We start from the raw sequence: 18,720 nt of genomic DNA, 5'->3' as shown, positions 1-18,720 counted from the left end.
ATGTCTTTATATGTTGATATAGAAAAAGATCTAGGCTCCTTTAAATTAAAAGTTAAATTTGAGCAAGAAGATGGGATAGTTGGATTATTAGGTCAATCTGGATGCGGAAAAAGTATGACGCTAAGATGTATTGCAGGTATTGTAAAACCTGATAAAGGAAAAATAATTTCAAATGGAAAGGTGTTTTTTGATTCAGAAAAAAAGATAAACCTAACGCCTCAACAGAGAAATATAGGGTTTTTATTCCAAAACTATGCACTATTCCCACATATGTCAGTTAAACAAAATATACAGTTGGGGATAGAAAAGTTATCTAAGGAAGAAAAAGATGAAATAACTAAAAAATATCTTAAGAAGTTCAGATTAGAAGGATTTGAAGATAGATACCCATGGCAATTGTCAGGAGGACAACAACAAAGAATAGCACTAGCTAGAGCATTATGTTTAAATCCAGATATATTAATATTAGATGAGCCATTTTCAGCATTAGATTATCATCTTAGAAGTAATATGGAAAATGAATTATGTGAAATATTAAAAGACTTTGATGGAAATGTATTATTTGTAACTCATGATATATCAGAGGCCTATAGAATAAGTGATGATATAATAGTATTTGATAATGGGCTTTCATTACCAAAAAGAACAAAGAATGAGTTGTTCGTACATCCAAGTTGTATGACAGAAGCTGTTATAACAGGATGCAAAAACATATCATCTTGTGATATAATTAATACAGATACAGTATTTGCCAAAGATTGGGGATTTAACTGTAAAATAGAAAAAGGTGTCAACGAAAATTCTAAACATATTGGAATAAGAGCACATCATATGAAAGTTGTTGAAGATAATTCACAAGATATAGAAGATGGTGAAAATATATTTGAAATGACTGTTGTAAAAGTAATAGAAAATTCATTTACTTACAATATACATATAAAAAATTGTGACAATGAAAACAATCTTTCATTACAAATGGAAGTTGATAAAAATATAGAAAAAGTTAAAGTTGGACAAAAAATTAGAGTTAAATTTGAAAAAAACTCTGTTTTTGATTTTTAAACAAACACCCATAAGAAAAAGTATTACAAAGACTCTCTCACATAATTGCGAGAGAGTTTTTGTTTTAAATATATTTATATTTCGATAAATAAAGTCGTGTATAACTTGATTACATCATCTTAAAAAGTTATAATAAATTTTGTGTAAAAAATAGACAAAACTTAACTTTAGGAGGAAATAGACATGATACATAAGTTTTCTATGAACGGATACAATATGGTATTAGACGTAGATGGAGGAAGCGTACATATATTAGATGATGTTGCATATGAATTAGTTGATTTATATGAAGAAAATACAAAAGAAGAAATAATAGCTAAGTTAGAAGATAAATTCACAGCAGAACAAATAGATGAAGCATATGATGAAATAACTAGTTTAAAAGAAGAAGGATTATTATTCACAACAGATACATACGAATTTAATCCAAACTTTGTAAATAGACAAAAAGTTGTAAAAGCTTTATGTTTACACGTTTCACACGATTGTAACTTAAGATGTAAATATTGTTTCGCATCACAAGGTGACTTCGGTGGAGCAAAAGAAATAATGAACTTTGAAGTTGGTAAAGCGGCAATAGATTACTTAATAGCTAATTCAGGAAATAGAAGAAACCTAGAAATAGACTTTTTCGGTGGAGAGCCACTAATGAACTTCGACGTTGTTAAACAACTTGTTGAGTACGGAAGAGAAGCTGAAAAAGCTCGTGGAAAAAATATAAGATTCACAATAACAACAAATGGTGTTTTATTAGACGACGAAAAAATAAAATACATAAACGAAAATATGCACAATGTAGTTCTTAGTTTAGACGGTAGAAAAGAAGTAAACGACAACATGAGACCTACAGTAAATAACAAAGGAAGTTATGATATAATAGCTCCTAAATTCAAAAAATTAGTATCTGAAAGACCAAAAGACAAATACTACTACATAAGAGGTACATTCACTAGAGATAACTTAGATTTCTCAGAAGACGTACTTCACTTTGCAAATGAAGGATTCAAATTAACATCTGTAGAGCCAGTTGTTGGAGAAGTAGAAAATCCTTATGCATTAAGAGAAGAAGATCTTCCAAAAGTATTTGAAGAATATGAAAAATTAGCAGTTCAATATGCAGATATGAAATTAAAAGACGAAGGTTTCACATTCTTCCACTTTATGATAGACTTAAATCAAGGACCTTGTGTTATAAAAAGAATAACTGGTTGTGGTGCAGGTAATGAATACCTAGCAATAACTCCATCAGGTGATATATATCCATGTCATCAATTCGTAGGAAATGAAGACTTCAAATTAGGAAATATATTAGAAGAAAAAATAGAATTACCACAAGAAGTAACAAATATGTTCAGAGAAGCTCACGTTTATGCTAAAGATGAATGTAGAAACTGTTGGAACAAATTCTATTGTTCAGGTGGATGTCATGCAAATGCAATCAACTTCAACAATGACATAAAAGTTCCTTATAAACTTGGATGTGAAATGCAAAAGAAACGTACTGAATGTGCTATAATGATTCAAGCCAAATTAATGTTAGAAGGAAATTAATATTTAAAGGGGCGAATGCAAATGATTAAAGAATTTGATGGAATTATGCCTGAGATTGACGAATCTGTTTTTGTTGCAGAAAGTGCGGACATAATAGGTGATGTCAAAATAGGTAAAAATTCAAGCATATGGTATAATACTGTTCTTAGAGGTGATGAACATGCTATAAGAATAGGTGAAAATACTAATATACAAGATGGTACTGTAATTCATGTAGGATGGGATGTAGACACTGTTATAGGTGATAATGTAACAGTAGGTCATAACGCATTAGTGCATGGATGTAAAATCGGTAATAACAGTCTTGTAGGTATGGGTGCAATAGTTCTAAATGGTGCAGAAATAGGAGAATACTGCATGATAGCTGCTGGGGCTTTAGTTACACAAAATAAAAAATTCCCAGATGGCGTTCTTATAATGGGTTCTCCAGCAAAAGTTGTCAGAGAATTGACTGATGAAGAAAAACAAAGTTTAATAAAATCAGCAGATGACTATTATAAAAATGCTCAAAGACATAAATAAATTTGAGATTTATAAATAGTATATGTTGTAATTTTAAATAAATTTAAGCTAAAATTATTATATAAAATATAAATGGATACGACATTAATCAATAAGCAATGTTGTATCCATTTTTTTTAGGGGGAATATATTATGTTTATTGAGAGTATTAAAGAAAATTGGAAATATGAAAATGCTAATGATGATGCTGCAGTAAAACTGTGGAATGCAAAGGCAGATTATTTTGGGAGTTATGATTTAGAAGAAGTAAAAAAAGAGATATTTATACAGATAATAAAAGAAAATAATTTAATAGACAAAAAAGGGACTATATTAGATGTTGGATGTGGAGCAGGAAAATATTCTATAGCATTATCAGACGACTGTTTCAAAATTGTTGGAACTGATTTGTCGCCAAAGATGATTGAATCTGCACAAAAAAGGGCAAAAGAATATGAAAAGACAAATATAGAATTTAGATGTGATGATTGGTCCAAATTAGATATAAAAAAAGAAGGGATGATTCATCAATTTGACTTAGTAATAGCTTGTATGACACCTGCGATATGCAATTATGATACATTTAAAAAGTTTATAGATTGTAGCAAAAATGCCGGGATATTTTGTTCTGGTACGAGAAGGTCAGATTCAGTTACAGATGAAATAGATAAAATATTAGGGATTAATAAACAAGAAAGTAAATCAGAAAAGAGCGTTTTGTATGTATTCAATATACTATGGGAAAATGGATATTACCCTAATGTAGAATATATAGATCAAAGCTGGGACAGTGAGAGAACGCTTGAAAATGCATATGAAGTATATATAAATAGATGTAAAGCTAAGTATGATATAGATAATATCCAAGAAGAAAAAGTAAAACAATACTTAAAAGATATAAGCCAAAATGGTGTAGTATATGAAAAAATAAAAGCTAAAAAAGCGGTAGTATATTGGAAAAAGTAAAACAAATTATGAAATAATACAAAAATATAATATAATAAAACTTGTAAAAATATAAAGCAGAATATATAAAATAAATAATAAATCTATGGAAAAAATTAACACAATAAAAGTGTAGAGAGTTTTTATAATAAATGGATAAATTGGAAAAATAAAAATGTGATTTATATAAATCAGGAGGTGATTATATGCTTTATAAAAAGAAATGGACTTTGAGACATTTCGGGAAAATAGAACAAGATAAAATGAGTGAAAAAATTGGTATTTCCCCGGAAATAAGCCAAATATTAAAAAATAGAGACATAATAACAGAAAAAGATGCGGAAATATTCATGAATCCATCTTTAGATTATTTAAGAGACCCATTTTTGATGAAAGATATGCAAAAAGGTGTAGATAGAATAAAAGAAGCTATCGAAAAAAATCAACGAATATTTATTTATGGAGATTACGACGTGGACGGCGTATCGTCAACTTCTGTATTAGTTTTATATTTTAAGTCGATAGGATATGATGTTAATTATTACATACCAAATAGATTAAAAGAAGGTTATGGAATTAGTGTTGAAGCATTAGAAAAAATCAATGAAATGGGATGCGATTTATTAATAAGTGTTGACTGTGGGATTACATCAGCAAAAGAAGTAGAATTTGCGAAAGAACTTGGAATGGATGTTATAATTACTGACCACCATGAATGCCAAGATGAAGTTCCATACGCAATCGCAGTAATAAATCCAAAACAAGAAGACTGTACTTATCCATATGATTTTTTATGTGGATGTGGAGTAGCATTTAAATTAATACAAGCTTTAACACCACCAGAAGAATTTAAGACAACTATGTATAATTATCTAGAAATTGTGACATTGGCTACAATATGTGACATAGTGCCACTAAAAGATGAAAATAGAATAATTGTAAAAACTGGTCTTAAAATGATGAAAGATGGTAAAAATATAGGTTTAAAAGAACTTATAAAAGTATGTGGCATAGACACTCACCAAATAAAATCATCACACATAGGATATTCTGTAGGGCCTAGAATAAATGCATCGGGTCGTCTAGGATATTCTTACTTAGGAGTAGAGCTTTTCACAGCAGATGACCCTAAAAAAGCAAAAGAAATAGCGCTTGATTTAGAAGAAAAAAACAGTGAAAGACAGTTAATAGAAAGCAAGATGTATAGTGAGGCTGAGGCGATTATAAATAGCGACCCGGCATACCAAGATGATAAAGTTTTAGTTATAGCTAATGAAGGTTGGCAACATGGAATAATAGGAATAGTAGCATCAAAATTAACTGAAAAATATTATAAACCAACAATCTTATTGACTATAGAAGAAGGTATGGCGACAGGGTCTGCAAGATCAATAAAAGGATTTAGCATATTTGATGCACTTGTCAAATGCAAAGACTTAATGACTAAATTTGGTGGACACGAACAAGCAGCAGGACTTTCTATGAATATGGAAAATATAGATGAACTTAGAAAAAGAGTAAATGAAATAGCTGACTACAATTTAAGCCAAGAAGATCTAATTGAAAATGTAAAAGTAGAATATGAGCTACAAGAAGGTCAAGTAGATTTAAAATTAGTAGATGACCTTCATTTATTAGAGCCATTTGGAATGAGTAATCCAACACCGAGATTTATAATGAGGGATTTACTTCTTTCTAATATAGGGTTTGTTGGAGCAGCAAAACAACACCTTAAATTAACTCTTCAAAAAGACCATGTCTATGAGGCTATAGGATTTAATATGGCTTATTTAGCAGATGATTTTACTAGAGGAGATAAGGTAGATGTATTGTTCCAACTTGATGAAAATAACTATAACAACAATAGAAAAGTACAATTTTTACTTAAAGATGTAAGAATGGCACATCCAAAATCTGCGATAAAGGATTTTAATTCTATTAAGTTATTTTCAAAGATTGTTCCAAAAGATACGAACAATTTATACCAAATAGATTACAATTTAGAAAATAAAAGAATAAAAGAGAATAATTTTGGAGAAAATGAAATATCAGATAATTTTTATAATAAAAGTAATGATATAAAAAATATAAATATATTTGAGTATTTCAAAGAAGACACTTTAGTAATGTGTAATACGTTAAATGGATTTTTTAGAGCATATTCAGACTTATCACTTATAGAAGAAGAATTTGATGTCGAATTTGGCGAAATATCTAAAAATACACATAAAATAAAACTTATATTTTCTCCTAATCTTGATAAATTAGATTTAAACATATATAATAGTATTATTCTTTACGATGTTTTATATAATAAACAAGAATATTTGTATTTATTAGATAATATTGGTACAAATAGTAAAATTATGAAGTATTATGACGAGAAAAGTAAATTATATTTAAATAATATAATGGAAAACATAGTACCTACGAGACAAGAATTTATATTTGTATATAAATATTGTATTACAAATAAACATATAGATATCACACTTAATAAGATAAAGGCTGTATTTGGAATTATGCCACTTAAATTATTTACTATATTAAGTGTATTTAGAGAATTTAATTTATTAAATTACGAAATAAACGATAAAAACAATAATTTAATTATAGATTTTACAGAAGAATCTGTATCTAAATTTAATCTTGATGAAAGTTTGATACTTACGAATATGAAACATCTAAGAGAGAGTTGCTTAGAAAGCTATTAGGAGGAATCTAAAATGGATTTAAAAAAATGTGTAAGGGTTATTGAAGATTTCCCAAAAGAGGGAATTAGTTTTAAAGACATAACAACTTTATTACAAGATGGAGAAGCTTTAAAATATACTATTGATCAAATAGCAGAAGATTTAAAGGATAAAAACGTAGATATAGTTGTTGGGCCAGAAGCAAGAGGATTTTTAATAGGAACTCCAGTTGCTTATGCATTAGGTGTTGGGTTTGTACCTGTTAGAAAACCAGGAAAATTACCAGGAGAAGTTGAAAGATTTGAGTATGATTTAGAATATGGATCAAACATATTAGAAATACACAAAGATGCAATAAAACCAGGTCAAAGAGTAGCAATAGTTGACGATTTACTAGCTACAGGAGGAACTACTGAAGCAGCAATAAAACTAATAGAACAATTAGGTGGAGAAGTAGTTTCAACACAATTCTTAATAGAATTAGAAGATTTAAATGGTAGAGATAAATTACAAGACTGCCATGTAAATGCTCTAATTAAATACTAGAATAATAATAGTTGGTATATACCAACTATTTTCATATATATAAAAATATAGGATAATCAGGTGGTAATATGTATGACAAGGAATTACAAGAAATTTTAGATAAAATTAAAAAATACGCTCCTAACGCCGACGTAACACCAGTTATAAAAGCATACGAATTAGCAAAATCTGCTCATGCAGGCGTATTTAGAAAATCGGGTGAGCCATATATAATTCATCCAATAGCTGTTGCAAATATCTTAGCCGATTTAGAGCTAGATATGGAAGTTATAGCAGCAGGTCTACTACACGATGTCGTAGAAGATACACCTTACACATATGAAGACATTACAGAACTATTTGGAAAAGATATAGCCGACTTAGTAGACGGAGTAACTAAATTAGGTAAAATTAAGTATCAAACAAAAGAAGAGTCTCAAGCTGAAAACCTTAGAAAAATGTTCTTAGCAATGGCTAAAGATATTAGGGTTATATTAATTAAATTAGCTGATAGACTTCACAATATGAGAACTCTTAAATTTATGCCAGAGGAAAAAGCTAAATATAAAGCTAAAGAAACTCTAGAAATATATGGTGGAATTGCTCATAGAATAGGTATCTCAAAGATTAAATGGGAATTAGAAGACTTAGCTTTAAAATATATCGATCCAGAAGGTTATCGAGAACTTTCTGATAAGATAACAATGAAAAGAAGTCAAAGGCAGGAATACATAGATAAAATAGTACATTTATTAGAAGAAAAATTCAAAGAAGTCGATATAAATTGCGAAGTATCTGGTAGACCAAAACATTTTTATAGTATCTATAAAAAAATGAAAAAGAAAAATAAAACGTTCGAAGAAATTTATGATTTAACTGCTGTAAGAATAATTGTCAATACAGTTAAAGATTGTTATGCTGTTTTAGGAATGGTTCATACAATGTGGATTCCAATGCCAGGTAGATTTAAAGATTATATTGCTATGCCAAAACCAAATCTTTATCAATCTCTTCATACAACGGTAATTGGTCCTGATGGAGAACCTGTAGAGATACAAATTAGAACGCATGAAATGCATGAAATAGCTGAAAACGGTATAGCTGCCCACTGGAAATATAAAGAGGGAATCACAGGCAACCAAGATGCTAAGATGGAACAAAAATTAAAATGGCTAAGACAAATGATGGAATGGGAAAAAGACGTCCAAGACCCACATGAGTTTTTAGATGCATTAAAAGACGATGTATTTAATAGCCAAGTTTATGTATTTACACCAAAAGGAGATGTAATCGAATTACCAGCAGGTTCAACTCCAATTGACTTTGCTTATAGAGTGCATACAAACGTAGGAAATAAGTGTACTGGTGCAAAAATAAATGGTAAAATTGTTCCTATAAATTATAAATTACAAAACGGCGAAATTGTTGAAGTTATAACATCTTCAAATTCAACTGGACCTAGTCGTGACTGGCTAAATATAGTACAGACACCAACTGCTAGAAATAGAATAAGACAATGGTTCAAAAAAGAAAGAAGAGAAGAAAATATCGAACGTGGTACTGATATATTAGAAAAAGAATTTAAACGTTACAATATACCATACAAAAATTCAAGCATTCAAAAATTCTTAAATCAAGTTGCAAAAAAATTCAATCAACCAACATTAGAAGATTTAATTGCAACTATAGGATATGGTGGTATAGCAACATCACAAGTTATGCCAAAAGTCAGAGATTTCTACAATAAAGAAGTCAATCGACAAGAAAAAGAAAAAAGAATGCAAGAAAAAGAAGACAAAATTAAGAAAAACTTTGATGAGCATGAATATGCTAAGAAAAGAAAGAAAAAAGACAACGGTATAACTGTAAAAGGATTAGACAACATACTTGTAAGATTTGCAAAATGTTGTAACCCACTTCCAGGTGATGATATAGTAGGATATATCACTAAAGGTAGAGGTGTTGCAATCCACAGAAGAGACTGTACTAATATAAAACTAGACGATGAATTCCTACAAAATAGACTTGTAGAAGTTGAGTGGAATAATCCTGAAAAGAGCAAATTTGAAGGAGAAGTAAAAATCATCGCAGTAGATAGAGTAGGTCTTTTAAATGACATTATACATGTTGTATCTATGGAAAAACTAAGCATAAGCGGTATAAACTGTAGAGTCCTAAAAGACAACACAGCAAATATCAGCTTATTAGTCGAAGTTAACGATATATCAGAATTAAAACAACTTATGAAAAAAATAAAATCAATTCCAGGGGTTGACGACGTTTCAAGAATGAGAAATTAATCCCAGAATTTTATATACTCATAAAATAATTTGAAATTTAGGGAGGCAGATATGAGAGCTGTTGTTCAAAGAGTAGCGAGTTCGAGAGTTACTGTAGATGAAAGAGTAACTGGAGAAGTTAAAAAAGGGTTATTAGTATTATTAGGGGTAACTCATGACGATACTTCTAAAGACGTAGACTATATGGTAGATAAGGTAACTAACTTAAGAATATTCGAAGATGAAAATGATAAAATGAACTTATCTTTAAAAGATATAGGTGGAGAGGTAATGGCAGTATCTCAATTTACACTTTATGGAGATGCGAGAAAGGGAAGAAGACCAAGTTTTTCTGATGCAGCAAGACCAGATGTAGCAAATCCTTTATATGAAGAATTTGTAGAAAAATTAAGAGCTCAAGGAATAACTGTAGGGACAGGGGAATTTGGTGCTCATATGATGGTTGAACTTACAAATGATGGACCAGTAACAATCTTATTAGAATCGAAAAAAGCTTTCTAGGAGGGGATTTTGATGATAATTGAAAAAGTTGTAGATAGATTTATGGATGAAAATACTTACATCATTGGAGATGAAAAAACAAAAAAATGTGCAATAATAGATCCAGGTGGAAGTACTATAGATATATTCAATAAAATAAAGCAACATGGACTTACTGTAGAATATATAATATTAACTCATGGACATGGAGATCATATATGCCGTGTACCAGAAATTAAAAGCAAAACAAATGCTAAAGTAATAGCTCATGTAAATGAAGAAGAAGTATTAATAGATAGAAATAAAAATTTAAGTGCTCAACTTCCAGGACCTTTAGTTGAATTTGAAGCGGACAAATATGTTCAAGAAGGTGATATTATAGAACTTGGAAGCCTTAAATTAAAAATTATACACACTCCAGGTCACACAAAAGGTGGAATGTGCATAAAAGTAGGAGAACACATATTCACAGGGGATACTTTATTTGCAGGAAGCATAGGAAGAACTGATTTTTATGGCGGAGATTACAAACAAATGATGAAATCTTTAAGAAAATTAGCTAAATACGATGATAATGCAGTAATATACCCAGGACATGGACCTACATCTACAATTGGAGTAGAAAAAAGAATGAATCCATATATGCAACAAATTTAAGTTTTTCCAGTACTGTTTTAGCTAATCAAGGCAGTACTGGTTTATTTTTTAATAAAATAGAAATAAAAAAGGAGACATAAAATGATAGGAGTTGTTCTAAAAGGACATGATTATAAATATGAAGTAAGTGAACTTATAAAATTATTCACTTCTGATTTTAGATTTATAGACGAGAGAGACTGCATGATGGTAATAGAAAACAGCATTTTCTATCATGGAGATAAAGTTTTTTCAAGAACTGTTTATTGTGAAAACTACGAAGAAATACTTAGCAATGTAGACCACAGAGACTTAAGTGGTTTAGATGAAAGAGCTCGTAAAAAAACAATAAAAGAAACAATTAAAAGAAGTATGTTCAAAATTCTTGAACAAAAATTTGAATCTAATGTACCTTGGGGTATTCTTACAGGAATAAGACCTGTAAAAATTGTCCATGCTTTATTAGACGAAGGAAAAGACGAAGAATATATAAAAGAAAAGTTAAAAGAAGATTATTATATAAAAGATGATAAAATAGAATTAGCATTAAACATAGCAAAAAGAGAACGACAATTTATCTACCCAATTGATGAAAATAAGGTATCATTATACGTAGGGATTCCTTTCTGTCCAACAAGATGTTATTATTGCTCATTCCCAGCAAATCCAGTTGATAAATTTGGTGGTAAAAAGCCACTATATGTAGAAAAATTACTTCAAGAAGCCAAAGGTGTTGCAGAACTTCTTAGAGATAACAACAAAGAAATAGAAACTTTATATATAGGTGGAGGTACTCCAACAACTTTATCACCAGAAGAAATGGAGACTTTAATAAAAGGATTATTCAAAGAATTCGATTTAAGCAATATAAAAGAGTTCACAGTGGAAGCGGGAAGACCTGATACAATAAATAGAGAGATTTTAGAAGTTCTTAAAAAACACGGTGTAAGTAGAATTAGTATAAATCCACAGACTATGAACGACGAAACTCTACAAAAAGTAGGAAGAAAACACAGTGTAAATGATATAATTGAATGTTTTCAGTTGGCGAGAGAGCTAGGATTTGATAATATTAATATGGATATAATTTTAGGTCTTGTTGATGAAAATCTAGCAATGGTAGAAAATACATTAAAAGAAATAGAAAAACTTTCACCAGAAAGTTTAACAGTGCACACATTAGCTGTTAAAAGAACATCTAAATTAAAAGAAAACATAGATAACTATGAATTAACTCAATTCGATGAAATGACTAAGATGATAGATTTATCTATGAAATATGCAAAGAAAATGGGACTTAATCCATACTATATGTACAGACAAAAACACATGTTAGGAAACCTAGAAAATATAGGTTATGCTAAAGAAGGATACGAATGTATCTATAATATTCAAATTATGGAAGAACGTCAAAGCAATATTGCCTTAGGGGCAGGTTCAATCACGAAATTTGTATATACAGATGAAAACAGAATCGAAAGAGTAGAAAACGTCAAAAATCTAGAACAATATATTGATAGAGTTGACGAAATGATAAATAGAAAATATGAGGAGGTACAGAAAAATGTTAAGTAAAGCACCTAGAGGAACTAAAGATATAACACCAAAGGATGTTTATAAATGGCATTATATAGAAAAGAAATTCAGAGAAATCTGTGCATTATATGGATATGAAGAAATAAGAACTCCTATCTTTGAACACACAGAAGTATTTGCTAGAAGTGTTGGGGACACTACTGATGTTGTTCAAAAAGAAATGTATAGTTTCACTGATAGAGGAGATAGACAATTAAGTTTAAAACCAGAAGGAACAGCAGGTGTTATAAGATCATTTATAGAAAATAAAATGTATGCTGATACACAACCAACAAAATTATACTACATAACTCCTTGCTTCAGATATGAAAGACCACAAGCAGGAAGACAAAGACAATTCCACCAATTTGGTATAGAAGTATTAGGAAGTGATGGACCATCAGTAGATGCTGAGGTTATAAGCCTTGCAGTACAATTCTTCAACGAAATGGGACTTAAAAACTTATCAGTAAATATAAACTCTGTAGGTTGCCCAACATGTAGAGAAGAATACAATAGAAAATTAAAAGAATATCTAGACAAAAAAGTTGACGTATTATGCGAAACTTGTTTAGAAAGAAAAGATAAAAATCCAATGAGAGTTATCGACTGTAAGAACCCTCACTGTAAAGAAAACTTACAAGACATACCTTTCATGATAGACCACTTATGTGAAGATTGTAAGGATCACTTTGACAAATTACAAACTTACTTAAAAGAAATGGATATAAACTATGTAGTTGATAAAACTATAGTTAGGGGATTAGATTACTACAAAAAGACAGCGTTCGAAATTATATCTAACGACATCGGTTCTCAAAGTACAGTTTGTGGTGGAGGTAGATACGACGGACTAGTTGAAATGCTTGGTGGACCTAAAGGTATAAGCGGTATAGGATTTGCTCTTGGAGCAGAAAGATTATTATTAACTTTAGAAAATAACAATATAGAAATCGAAAATCCAAAATCAACTGATATATATATAGCAACTATAGGTGATGCAGCTAAGACTAAGAGCTTTAAATTAATAAAAGATTTAAGAACTAATCACATAAGTGCAGACAATGACCACTTAGATAAGAGTTTAAAAGCTCAATTTAAGTACTCTGACAAACTTAACGCTAAATACACAGTAGTTATAGGTGATGATGAGTTAGCTAACGATACAGCAACACTTAAAAATATGAAAACATCAGAACAAACAACTATAAAACTAAGCGAATTAGTTGACGAACTTAAAAAAAGATTATAATCTAATATATGAAAAATACTAGAGGGGCTGCTTATATTTTTGCTAACCACAAAATAGTAGTCCTCCTTTAGTGTGTAAATGATAAAGGAGAAAAACATGGAGACATTAAAAGGATTAAAGAGAACTCACTATTGTGGAGATCTTAGAATGGACAATGTTGGCGAAGAAGTTATTCTAAATGGTTGGGTTCAAAAGAAAAGAAACTTAGGCGGATTAGTATTCGTTGACTTAAGAGATATAAGAGGAATAAGCCAAATAATATTCGATGCTGACGTAAGTAAAGATGCATTTGAAAAAGCTGAAAAATTAGGTTCAGAATATGTTATAGCTGTAAAAGGTATAGTTCGTGAAAGACAAGCTAAAAACCCTAACATGGCTACTGGAGATATAGAAATATCAGCTACAGAACTTAGAGTTCTTAGCAAATCTCAAACTCCACCAATATATATAAAAGATGACGACAACGTATCTGAAGATAAAAGATTAAAATATAGATACTTAGACTTAAGAAAGCCTTCTATGCAAAATAACTTAATAATGAGAAGTAGAGTTGCTCAAATAGTAAGACAATACTTATCTGAAAACAACTTCTTAGAAATAGAAACACCTTTCTTAATAAAACCAAGTCCAGAAGGTGCTAGAGATTACCTTGTACCAAGTAGAGTTAACCCAGGTAAATTCTACGCTTTACCACAATCACCACAATTATTCAAACAAATATTAATGGTAAGTGGTATGGACAGATACTTCCAAATAGTTAAATGTTTCAGAGACGAAGATTTAAGAGCTGATAGACAACCAGAATTCACTCAAATAGACTGCGAAATGTCTTTCGTTGACGAAAATGATGTTATGACTATGATGGAAAACATGATAGGAAGAATATTCAAAGAAATACACAACATAGATATACAATTACCACTTAAGAGAATGACTTACAAAGAAGCTATGGACAGATTCGGTTCTGACAAACCAGATACTAGATTTGCTATGGAACTTACAGATTTATCAGACTTAGTTAAAGACTGTGGATTTGGAGTATTCTCATCAGCTGCAAATGCTGCTAACTCAAGTGTTAGAGCTATAAATGCAATAGGTGGAGCAGATGCATTCTCTAAAAAAGGAATGAAAAAATTAGAAGAACATGCTAAAACTTACAAAGCTAAAGGTTTAGCTTGGATAAAAGTTACTGAAGAAGGTATAGATTCTCCAATAGCTAAATTCTTCACAGAAGATGAAATAAAAGCTATATTAGATAGAATGGACGCTAAAGCAGGAGACTTAATATTATTCGTAGCTGACAAAAACAAAGTTGTATATGATGCATTAGGTCAATTAAGACTAGAAGTTGCTAGAAAAATGGACTTAATAGACAAAAACAAATACAACTTATTATGGGTAACTGAATTCCCACTATTCGAAGAAGACGAAGAAACAGGAAGAATGATAGCAATGCACCATCCATTCACTTGCCCATTAGACGAAGATATAGATAAATTAGATCAAGAAGATAAAACTCAATTAAGAGCTAAAGCTTATGACATGGTATTAAACGGATATGAGCTTGGTGGAGGTAGTGTAAGAATATCTGATGAAGAAGTTCAAGAAAAGATGTTCAAGGCCTTAGGAATGAGCCAAGAGACTGCTAACGATAAATTCGGATACTTATTAGAAGCATTCAAATACGGTGTTCCACCACACGCTGGTCTTGCATTTGGATTTGACAGACTTATGATGTTACTTACAGGAGCTGACAACATAAGAGAAGTAATAGCATTCCCTAAAAACCAAAATGCTATATGCCCAATGACTAATGCACCAGGATTACCAGAAGAAGGTCAATTAGAAGAATTAAGCATAAAAGTTGAATTAGAAGAACAAGAATAATACAAACTATACTTAGTATAATTTGCATTATAAAAAGACTGCATATTTAATATGCGGTCTTTTTTAATTCTAAGGAAATTATACATTATCTGGTTTGTGGATAATGTATAATTTCTAACCTATTAACTTAAGCAACGGAATCTTTGATTCGTTGGCGCTATGAACGAAGTGAATTTTTTAATTTCAATTACTTTCAAGATAATAGAAGTTAAGGTGTAATTGATAAATATTATCAATTATGGTTGACTTTTTGTAAAAGGTATTATAATATAATATTATATTAAAAATGATAATCAATATCATCTGTTTGACAAATAGAAATAAATAAACTAGAATTAAATTATCATAATGATAATGAGAATAAATAAAAGGGGTTGGAACGAATATGAGTTTAGTAGTAGTTGGTGGAAATGAAAGAATGAAAAGAGACTATATACAGTTAGCGAAAAATAGGGGATATAAAGCTAAGGTAGTTTTAAATATGTCGTCAAAAGTTAAGAGGTCGATTGGAAGTCCAGATGCAATAGTTATATTTACTTCAACAGTGTCACATAAACTAATGGCATCAGTAGAAACTCAAGCTAAAAAACAAGATATTCCTATAATAAGAAATAAAAACAATAGCAAATTTGCTTTTGAACAATCTCTAGATTTAGTAGACGAATGTACAGGTGTTTGTAGAGTTTGTAAAAATAAAAATTGTATAATGAAACATCAATAAACATATTACATATAAAGTTTAACATCAAAAGGATATTTATTTAAGAATATTATTTTATAAAAGATAATAACCAAATATTGATATAGGTAATATCAAAATATTACTATAAAAATTCATAAATTTAGGCTATAATATATATAGTAAAAAAATGGTTATAGAAAGTCATTAGGGTATAACCAAAAAAATCTCAGGATTCCTAGTCCCCTGAGATTTTTTTTATGAAAATATATTATTCAACGTAATGCTTAATTCCATATTGCAAAATTTTTGCATCAATTCCTAAAAATCTAGCATACAACCAAACAGCAGGACTGCGTAACCTACCTTGTGAACATCCAATTAATATTCTTAATTTTTTATTATTAGATATCTCTAGTAATTTTCTTTTTATAAACTGCCTATTTTTAAAGAGTCCATAAAAAACGATAATTCCAGCTAGATATAGATGTTTATGTAGTAGTTGATGTTGTGCTATATTTATTACAGGAACATTATGTTGTAGTAAAGTTGTAGAATTAAATTCTTCGGAGGATCTAACATCAACTGTTTGATTGTAATTATCATTATTTAAATCAGTAAATATGTCTTCTCCACAAAAGAGAAGTAGGATTTTATCTAAATTTAATATATTTGACAAATGAGCCTCCTTTCAATTAATTACATAATCGATTATATTTATTATACATCAAAATTAATTAATTCTATTATAATAAAATAAAAGGGATTATTAAATTTATGTTAAATTAATCCTAATAAATCATAATTATTATTAGGAGAGAAGAAAAGTATATATGCTATAATAAATTTAGGCAATTATATTATATAAAATTATAGTTTAAAAATTTTAGAACAATGAATAGAGAAGTTTCACTTATAGGAGTAGAGGATACTTTACAGGTTAGGGGGAATAGACATATGATATTTTATTACTCGGGGACCGGAAATTCTTTATGGGTAGCTAAAGAATTAGGTAAATATCAAAATGAGATGTTGATAGATATAGCTAGAGAAATGCAAAAAAATCAAGAAGAATATGTTTACGATTTAGGAAGAAAAGAAAAAATAGGATTTGTATTTCCCACATATTCATGGGCACCACCCCAAATAGTTGAAAATTTTATAAAAAAAGTAAAATTTAATGGATATAGACAGCATTACCTATTTTCTGTATATACTTGTGGTACTGATACAGGATGTATGTCAAAGTACTTAGATAATATGTTTAAAGATAAAAAGATGGAAATATACTATACAACATTTATAAAAATGCCAGAGAATTTTATAACTATGTTTGATTTGGATTCAACTCTTTTAAGAAATAGAAAATTAGAAGAAGCTCAAAAAAGCATAGTTAGGATAAATGAACAGATTAAAGATAGACAACTGCATGCATTTGATAAAGATAAATACACTATAATGGATTATTTTAAAACATATATAGTAAAAAGATTATTTTATATTTGCTGTATGGGAACATCAAAGTTTAATGTTGATAGCAAATGTAACTCATGTGGTCTTTGTGTTAAAGTTTGCCCATATAAAAATATAGAATTGTATAAAGGAAGACCAATGTGGTCACAACACTGCACAAAGTGTATGGCGTGTATCTGTAGATGTCCTCAAGAAGCAATACAATATGGAAAAGGTACAAGGAAAAAGGGAAGATATTATAATCCGTTGTTGAAACAAGAAAATGAAAATAGTGAACAAGTATAGGATTTGTTAAGGAAAGATATTTATAAATAAAAAGCAACTTAGTAGTTGCTTTTTTATTTTTAAGGAAATTATATATTATTTGGTTTGTGGAAAATATATAATTTCCAACCTATCAACTAAATCAACGGAATCTCTGATTCGTTGGCGATATGAGTGAAGCGAATTTTTGTTTTGTAAAAATATTATGTGGTGATTTATTTTGTATCAAAATATATAATAAATAAATATAGAAAATGAACACAGGACAATAATTTTGTTACAATTTAAGAAATAATGGGTAGAATAAAGAGGAGGGATTTGAATGGATAAATTATTTTTTTATGATACGGAGTTAGGAAGACTAGGTATAAGAGATAATAGCCAAAATATAACAAATTTATATTTTGAATCAGAAAATATATATATAGACGATGTAATTATAGAAGAAAGTGATTTAACCAAACTGGCTTATACTCAAATAAGAGAATATCTAGATGGTCAAAGAAAGGTATTTGATTTGCCCCTTCATCCAAATGGGACAGAGTTTCAGATAAAAGTATGGAAGGCATTAACTGAAATACCTTATGGCGAAACTAGGTCTTATAAAGATATAGCCATTTCTATTGGAAATGAAAAGGCATGTAGAGCTGTAGGTATGGCTAATAATAAAAATCCAATTCCTATAATAATTCCATGTCACAGAGTTATAGGAGCAAATAAAAAATTAGTAGGATATGCAGGTGGATTAGATTTAAAGGAAAGACTTTTAGATCTAGAAGGTATATCAATACAAAAAAATAAAGTTAATAAAGTAAAAGAAATCAAATTTTAATAAAAATATTAAAGTAAATAAGATATATATAAATAGTAGAGGAGGATATCAATGGATTGTTGTAA

The 18,720-nt window shown here is 29.5% G+C and carries 16 protein-coding genes; 15 read left to right on the top strand and 1 reads right to left on the bottom strand.

What is annotated here, in order from left to right:
• From ABCM86_RS01955 to ABCM86_RS01895, 13 genes are all read left to right on the top strand, one after another.
• Positions 1-1,062 carry an ATP-binding cassette domain-containing protein gene (locus tag ABCM86_RS01955; protein ID WP_195931439.1) on the top strand — a complete coding sequence of 354 codons (1,062 nt, stop codon included), beginning with the start codon at positions 1-3 and terminating at the stop codon, positions 1,060-1,062.
• A gap of 183 nt (positions 1,063-1,245) precedes the next feature.
• On the top strand, positions 1,246-2,613 hold the full coding sequence (scfB, locus tag ABCM86_RS01950) for a thioether cross-link-forming SCIFF peptide maturase (protein ID WP_343003361.1): 1,368 nt from the start codon (positions 1,246-1,248) through the stop codon (positions 2,611-2,613).
• Between the two features lie 21 nt (positions 2,614-2,634).
• Positions 2,635-3,135: a gamma carbonic anhydrase family protein gene (locus ABCM86_RS01945; RefSeq protein ID WP_195931440.1), complete on the top strand. Its 501-nt coding sequence runs from the start codon at positions 2,635-2,637 to the stop codon at positions 3,133-3,135.
• A 132-nt stretch (positions 3,136-3,267) separates the two neighbouring features.
• Positions 3,268-4,080 carry a class I SAM-dependent methyltransferase gene (locus tag ABCM86_RS01940; protein WP_343003360.1) on the top strand — a complete coding sequence of 271 codons (813 nt, stop codon included), beginning with the start codon at positions 3,268-3,270 and terminating at the stop codon, positions 4,078-4,080.
• A 185-nt stretch (positions 4,081-4,265) separates the two neighbouring features.
• Positions 4,266-6,773, top strand: a complete 2,508-nt coding sequence (recJ, locus tag ABCM86_RS01935; protein ID WP_343003359.1) for a single-stranded-DNA-specific exonuclease RecJ — start codon at positions 4,266-4,268, stop codon at positions 6,771-6,773.
• Positions 6,774-6,785: 12 nt separating this feature from the next.
• The gene (locus ABCM86_RS01930; RefSeq protein WP_195928954.1) at positions 6,786-7,298 is read left to right on the top strand and encodes an adenine phosphoribosyltransferase; all 513 of its coding nucleotides are present in this window, start codon (positions 6,786-6,788) and stop codon (positions 7,296-7,298) included.
• Between the two features lie 68 nt (positions 7,299-7,366).
• Entirely contained in the window at positions 7,367-9,577 is a 2,211-nt protein-coding gene (locus ABCM86_RS01925) for a bifunctional (p)ppGpp synthetase/guanosine-3',5'-bis(diphosphate) 3'-pyrophosphohydrolase (RefSeq protein ID WP_343003358.1), read from the top strand.
• A 51-nt stretch (positions 9,578-9,628) separates the two neighbouring features.
• On the top strand, positions 9,629-10,078 hold the full coding sequence (gene dtd, locus ABCM86_RS01920; protein ID WP_195928958.1) for a D-aminoacyl-tRNA deacylase: 450 nt from the start codon (positions 9,629-9,631) through the stop codon (positions 10,076-10,078).
• 12 nt (positions 10,079-10,090) lie between these two features.
• Positions 10,091-10,714: an MBL fold metallo-hydrolase gene (locus tag ABCM86_RS01915; RefSeq protein WP_195928960.1), complete on the top strand. Its 624-nt coding sequence runs from the start codon at positions 10,091-10,093 to the stop codon at positions 10,712-10,714.
• An 81-nt stretch (positions 10,715-10,795) separates the two neighbouring features.
• A complete protein-coding gene (hemZ, locus tag ABCM86_RS01910; RefSeq protein WP_343003357.1) occupies positions 10,796-12,268 on the top strand; it encodes a coproporphyrinogen dehydrogenase HemZ in 1,473 nt (490 codons plus the stop codon).
• Positions 12,258-13,520 carry a histidine--tRNA ligase gene (hisS, locus tag ABCM86_RS01905; protein ID WP_295677639.1) on the top strand — a complete coding sequence of 421 codons (1,263 nt, stop codon included), beginning with the start codon at positions 12,258-12,260 and terminating at the stop codon, positions 13,518-13,520. Before hemZ ends, hisS begins: the two co-directional genes overlap by 11 nt.
• A gap of 96 nt (positions 13,521-13,616) precedes the next feature.
• Positions 13,617-15,407 carry an aspartate--tRNA ligase gene (aspS, locus tag ABCM86_RS01900; protein WP_343003356.1) on the top strand — a complete coding sequence of 597 codons (1,791 nt, stop codon included), beginning with the start codon at positions 13,617-13,619 and terminating at the stop codon, positions 15,405-15,407.
• A gap of 385 nt (positions 15,408-15,792) precedes the next feature.
• Positions 15,793-16,128, top strand: coding sequence for a DUF2325 domain-containing protein (locus ABCM86_RS01895; RefSeq protein ID WP_195928968.1), 336 nt, complete (start codon positions 15,793-15,795; stop codon positions 16,126-16,128).
• Between the two features lie 229 nt (positions 16,129-16,357).
• On the opposite strand, the gene ABCM86_RS01890 is transcribed toward ABCM86_RS01895, so the two are convergent.
• Complete coding sequence (locus ABCM86_RS01890; protein WP_195928970.1) at positions 16,358-16,765, bottom strand: hypothetical protein; 408 nt, start codon at positions 16,763-16,765, stop codon at positions 16,358-16,360.
• A 278-nt stretch (positions 16,766-17,043) separates the two neighbouring features.
• On the opposite strand from ABCM86_RS01890, the gene ABCM86_RS01885 reads away from it, so the two are divergent.
• Both ABCM86_RS01885 and ABCM86_RS01880 read left to right on the top strand, forming a co-directional pair.
• Positions 17,044-17,844, top strand: a complete 801-nt coding sequence (locus ABCM86_RS01885; RefSeq protein ID WP_195928972.1) for an EFR1 family ferrodoxin — start codon at positions 17,044-17,046, stop codon at positions 17,842-17,844.
• A gap of 301 nt (positions 17,845-18,145) precedes the next feature.
• Positions 18,146-18,655, top strand: coding sequence for a methylated-DNA--[protein]-cysteine S-methyltransferase (locus ABCM86_RS01880; RefSeq protein ID WP_343003355.1), 510 nt, complete (start codon positions 18,146-18,148; stop codon positions 18,653-18,655).
• Positions 18,656-18,720: the final 65 nt, after the last annotated feature.

This window comes from Clostridium sp. 2218st1_F5_2218SCRN_220325 (genome assembly GCF_039062665.1).
In the GTDB taxonomy this organism is placed as follows: domain Bacteria; phylum Bacillota; class Clostridia; order Peptostreptococcales; family Peptostreptococcaceae; genus Intestinibacter.
The sequence above is the reverse complement of the archived record's forward strand: the minus strand, read 5'-3'. Positions and strand labels throughout refer to the sequence as shown.

Excerpts from the sequence above, each read along its gene's own strand:
- ABCM86_RS01955 (WP_195931439.1), top strand. The coding sequence starts at position 1 with ATGTCTTTATATGTTGATATAGAAAAAGATCTAGGCTCCTTTAAATTA.
- scfB (WP_343003361.1), top strand. The coding sequence starts at position 1,246 with ATGATACATAAGTTTTCTATGAACGGATACAATATGGTATTAGACGTA.
- ABCM86_RS01945 (WP_195931440.1), top strand. The coding sequence starts at position 2,635 with ATGATTAAAGAATTTGATGGAATTATGCCTGAGATTGACGAATCTGTT.
- ABCM86_RS01940 (WP_343003360.1), top strand. The coding sequence starts at position 3,268 with ATGTTTATTGAGAGTATTAAAGAAAATTGGAAATATGAAAATGCTAAT.
- recJ (WP_343003359.1), top strand. The coding sequence starts at position 4,266 with ATGCTTTATAAAAAGAAATGGACTTTGAGACATTTCGGGAAAATAGAA.
- ABCM86_RS01930 (WP_195928954.1), top strand. The coding sequence starts at position 6,786 with ATGGATTTAAAAAAATGTGTAAGGGTTATTGAAGATTTCCCAAAAGAG.
- ABCM86_RS01925 (WP_343003358.1), top strand. The coding sequence starts at position 7,367 with ATGTATGACAAGGAATTACAAGAAATTTTAGATAAAATTAAAAAATAC.
- dtd (WP_195928958.1), top strand. The coding sequence starts at position 9,629 with ATGAGAGCTGTTGTTCAAAGAGTAGCGAGTTCGAGAGTTACTGTAGAT.
- ABCM86_RS01915 (WP_195928960.1), top strand. The coding sequence starts at position 10,091 with ATGATAATTGAAAAAGTTGTAGATAGATTTATGGATGAAAATACTTAC.
- hemZ (WP_343003357.1), top strand. The coding sequence starts at position 10,796 with ATGATAGGAGTTGTTCTAAAAGGACATGATTATAAATATGAAGTAAGT.
- hisS (WP_295677639.1), top strand. The coding sequence starts at position 12,258 with ATGTTAAGTAAAGCACCTAGAGGAACTAAAGATATAACACCAAAGGAT.
- aspS (WP_343003356.1), top strand. The coding sequence starts at position 13,617 with ATGGAGACATTAAAAGGATTAAAGAGAACTCACTATTGTGGAGATCTT.
- ABCM86_RS01895 (WP_195928968.1), top strand. The coding sequence starts at position 15,793 with ATGAGTTTAGTAGTAGTTGGTGGAAATGAAAGAATGAAAAGAGACTAT.
- ABCM86_RS01885 (WP_195928972.1), top strand. The coding sequence starts at position 17,044 with ATGATATTTTATTACTCGGGGACCGGAAATTCTTTATGGGTAGCTAAA.
- ABCM86_RS01880 (WP_343003355.1), top strand. The coding sequence starts at position 18,146 with ATGGATAAATTATTTTTTTATGATACGGAGTTAGGAAGACTAGGTATA.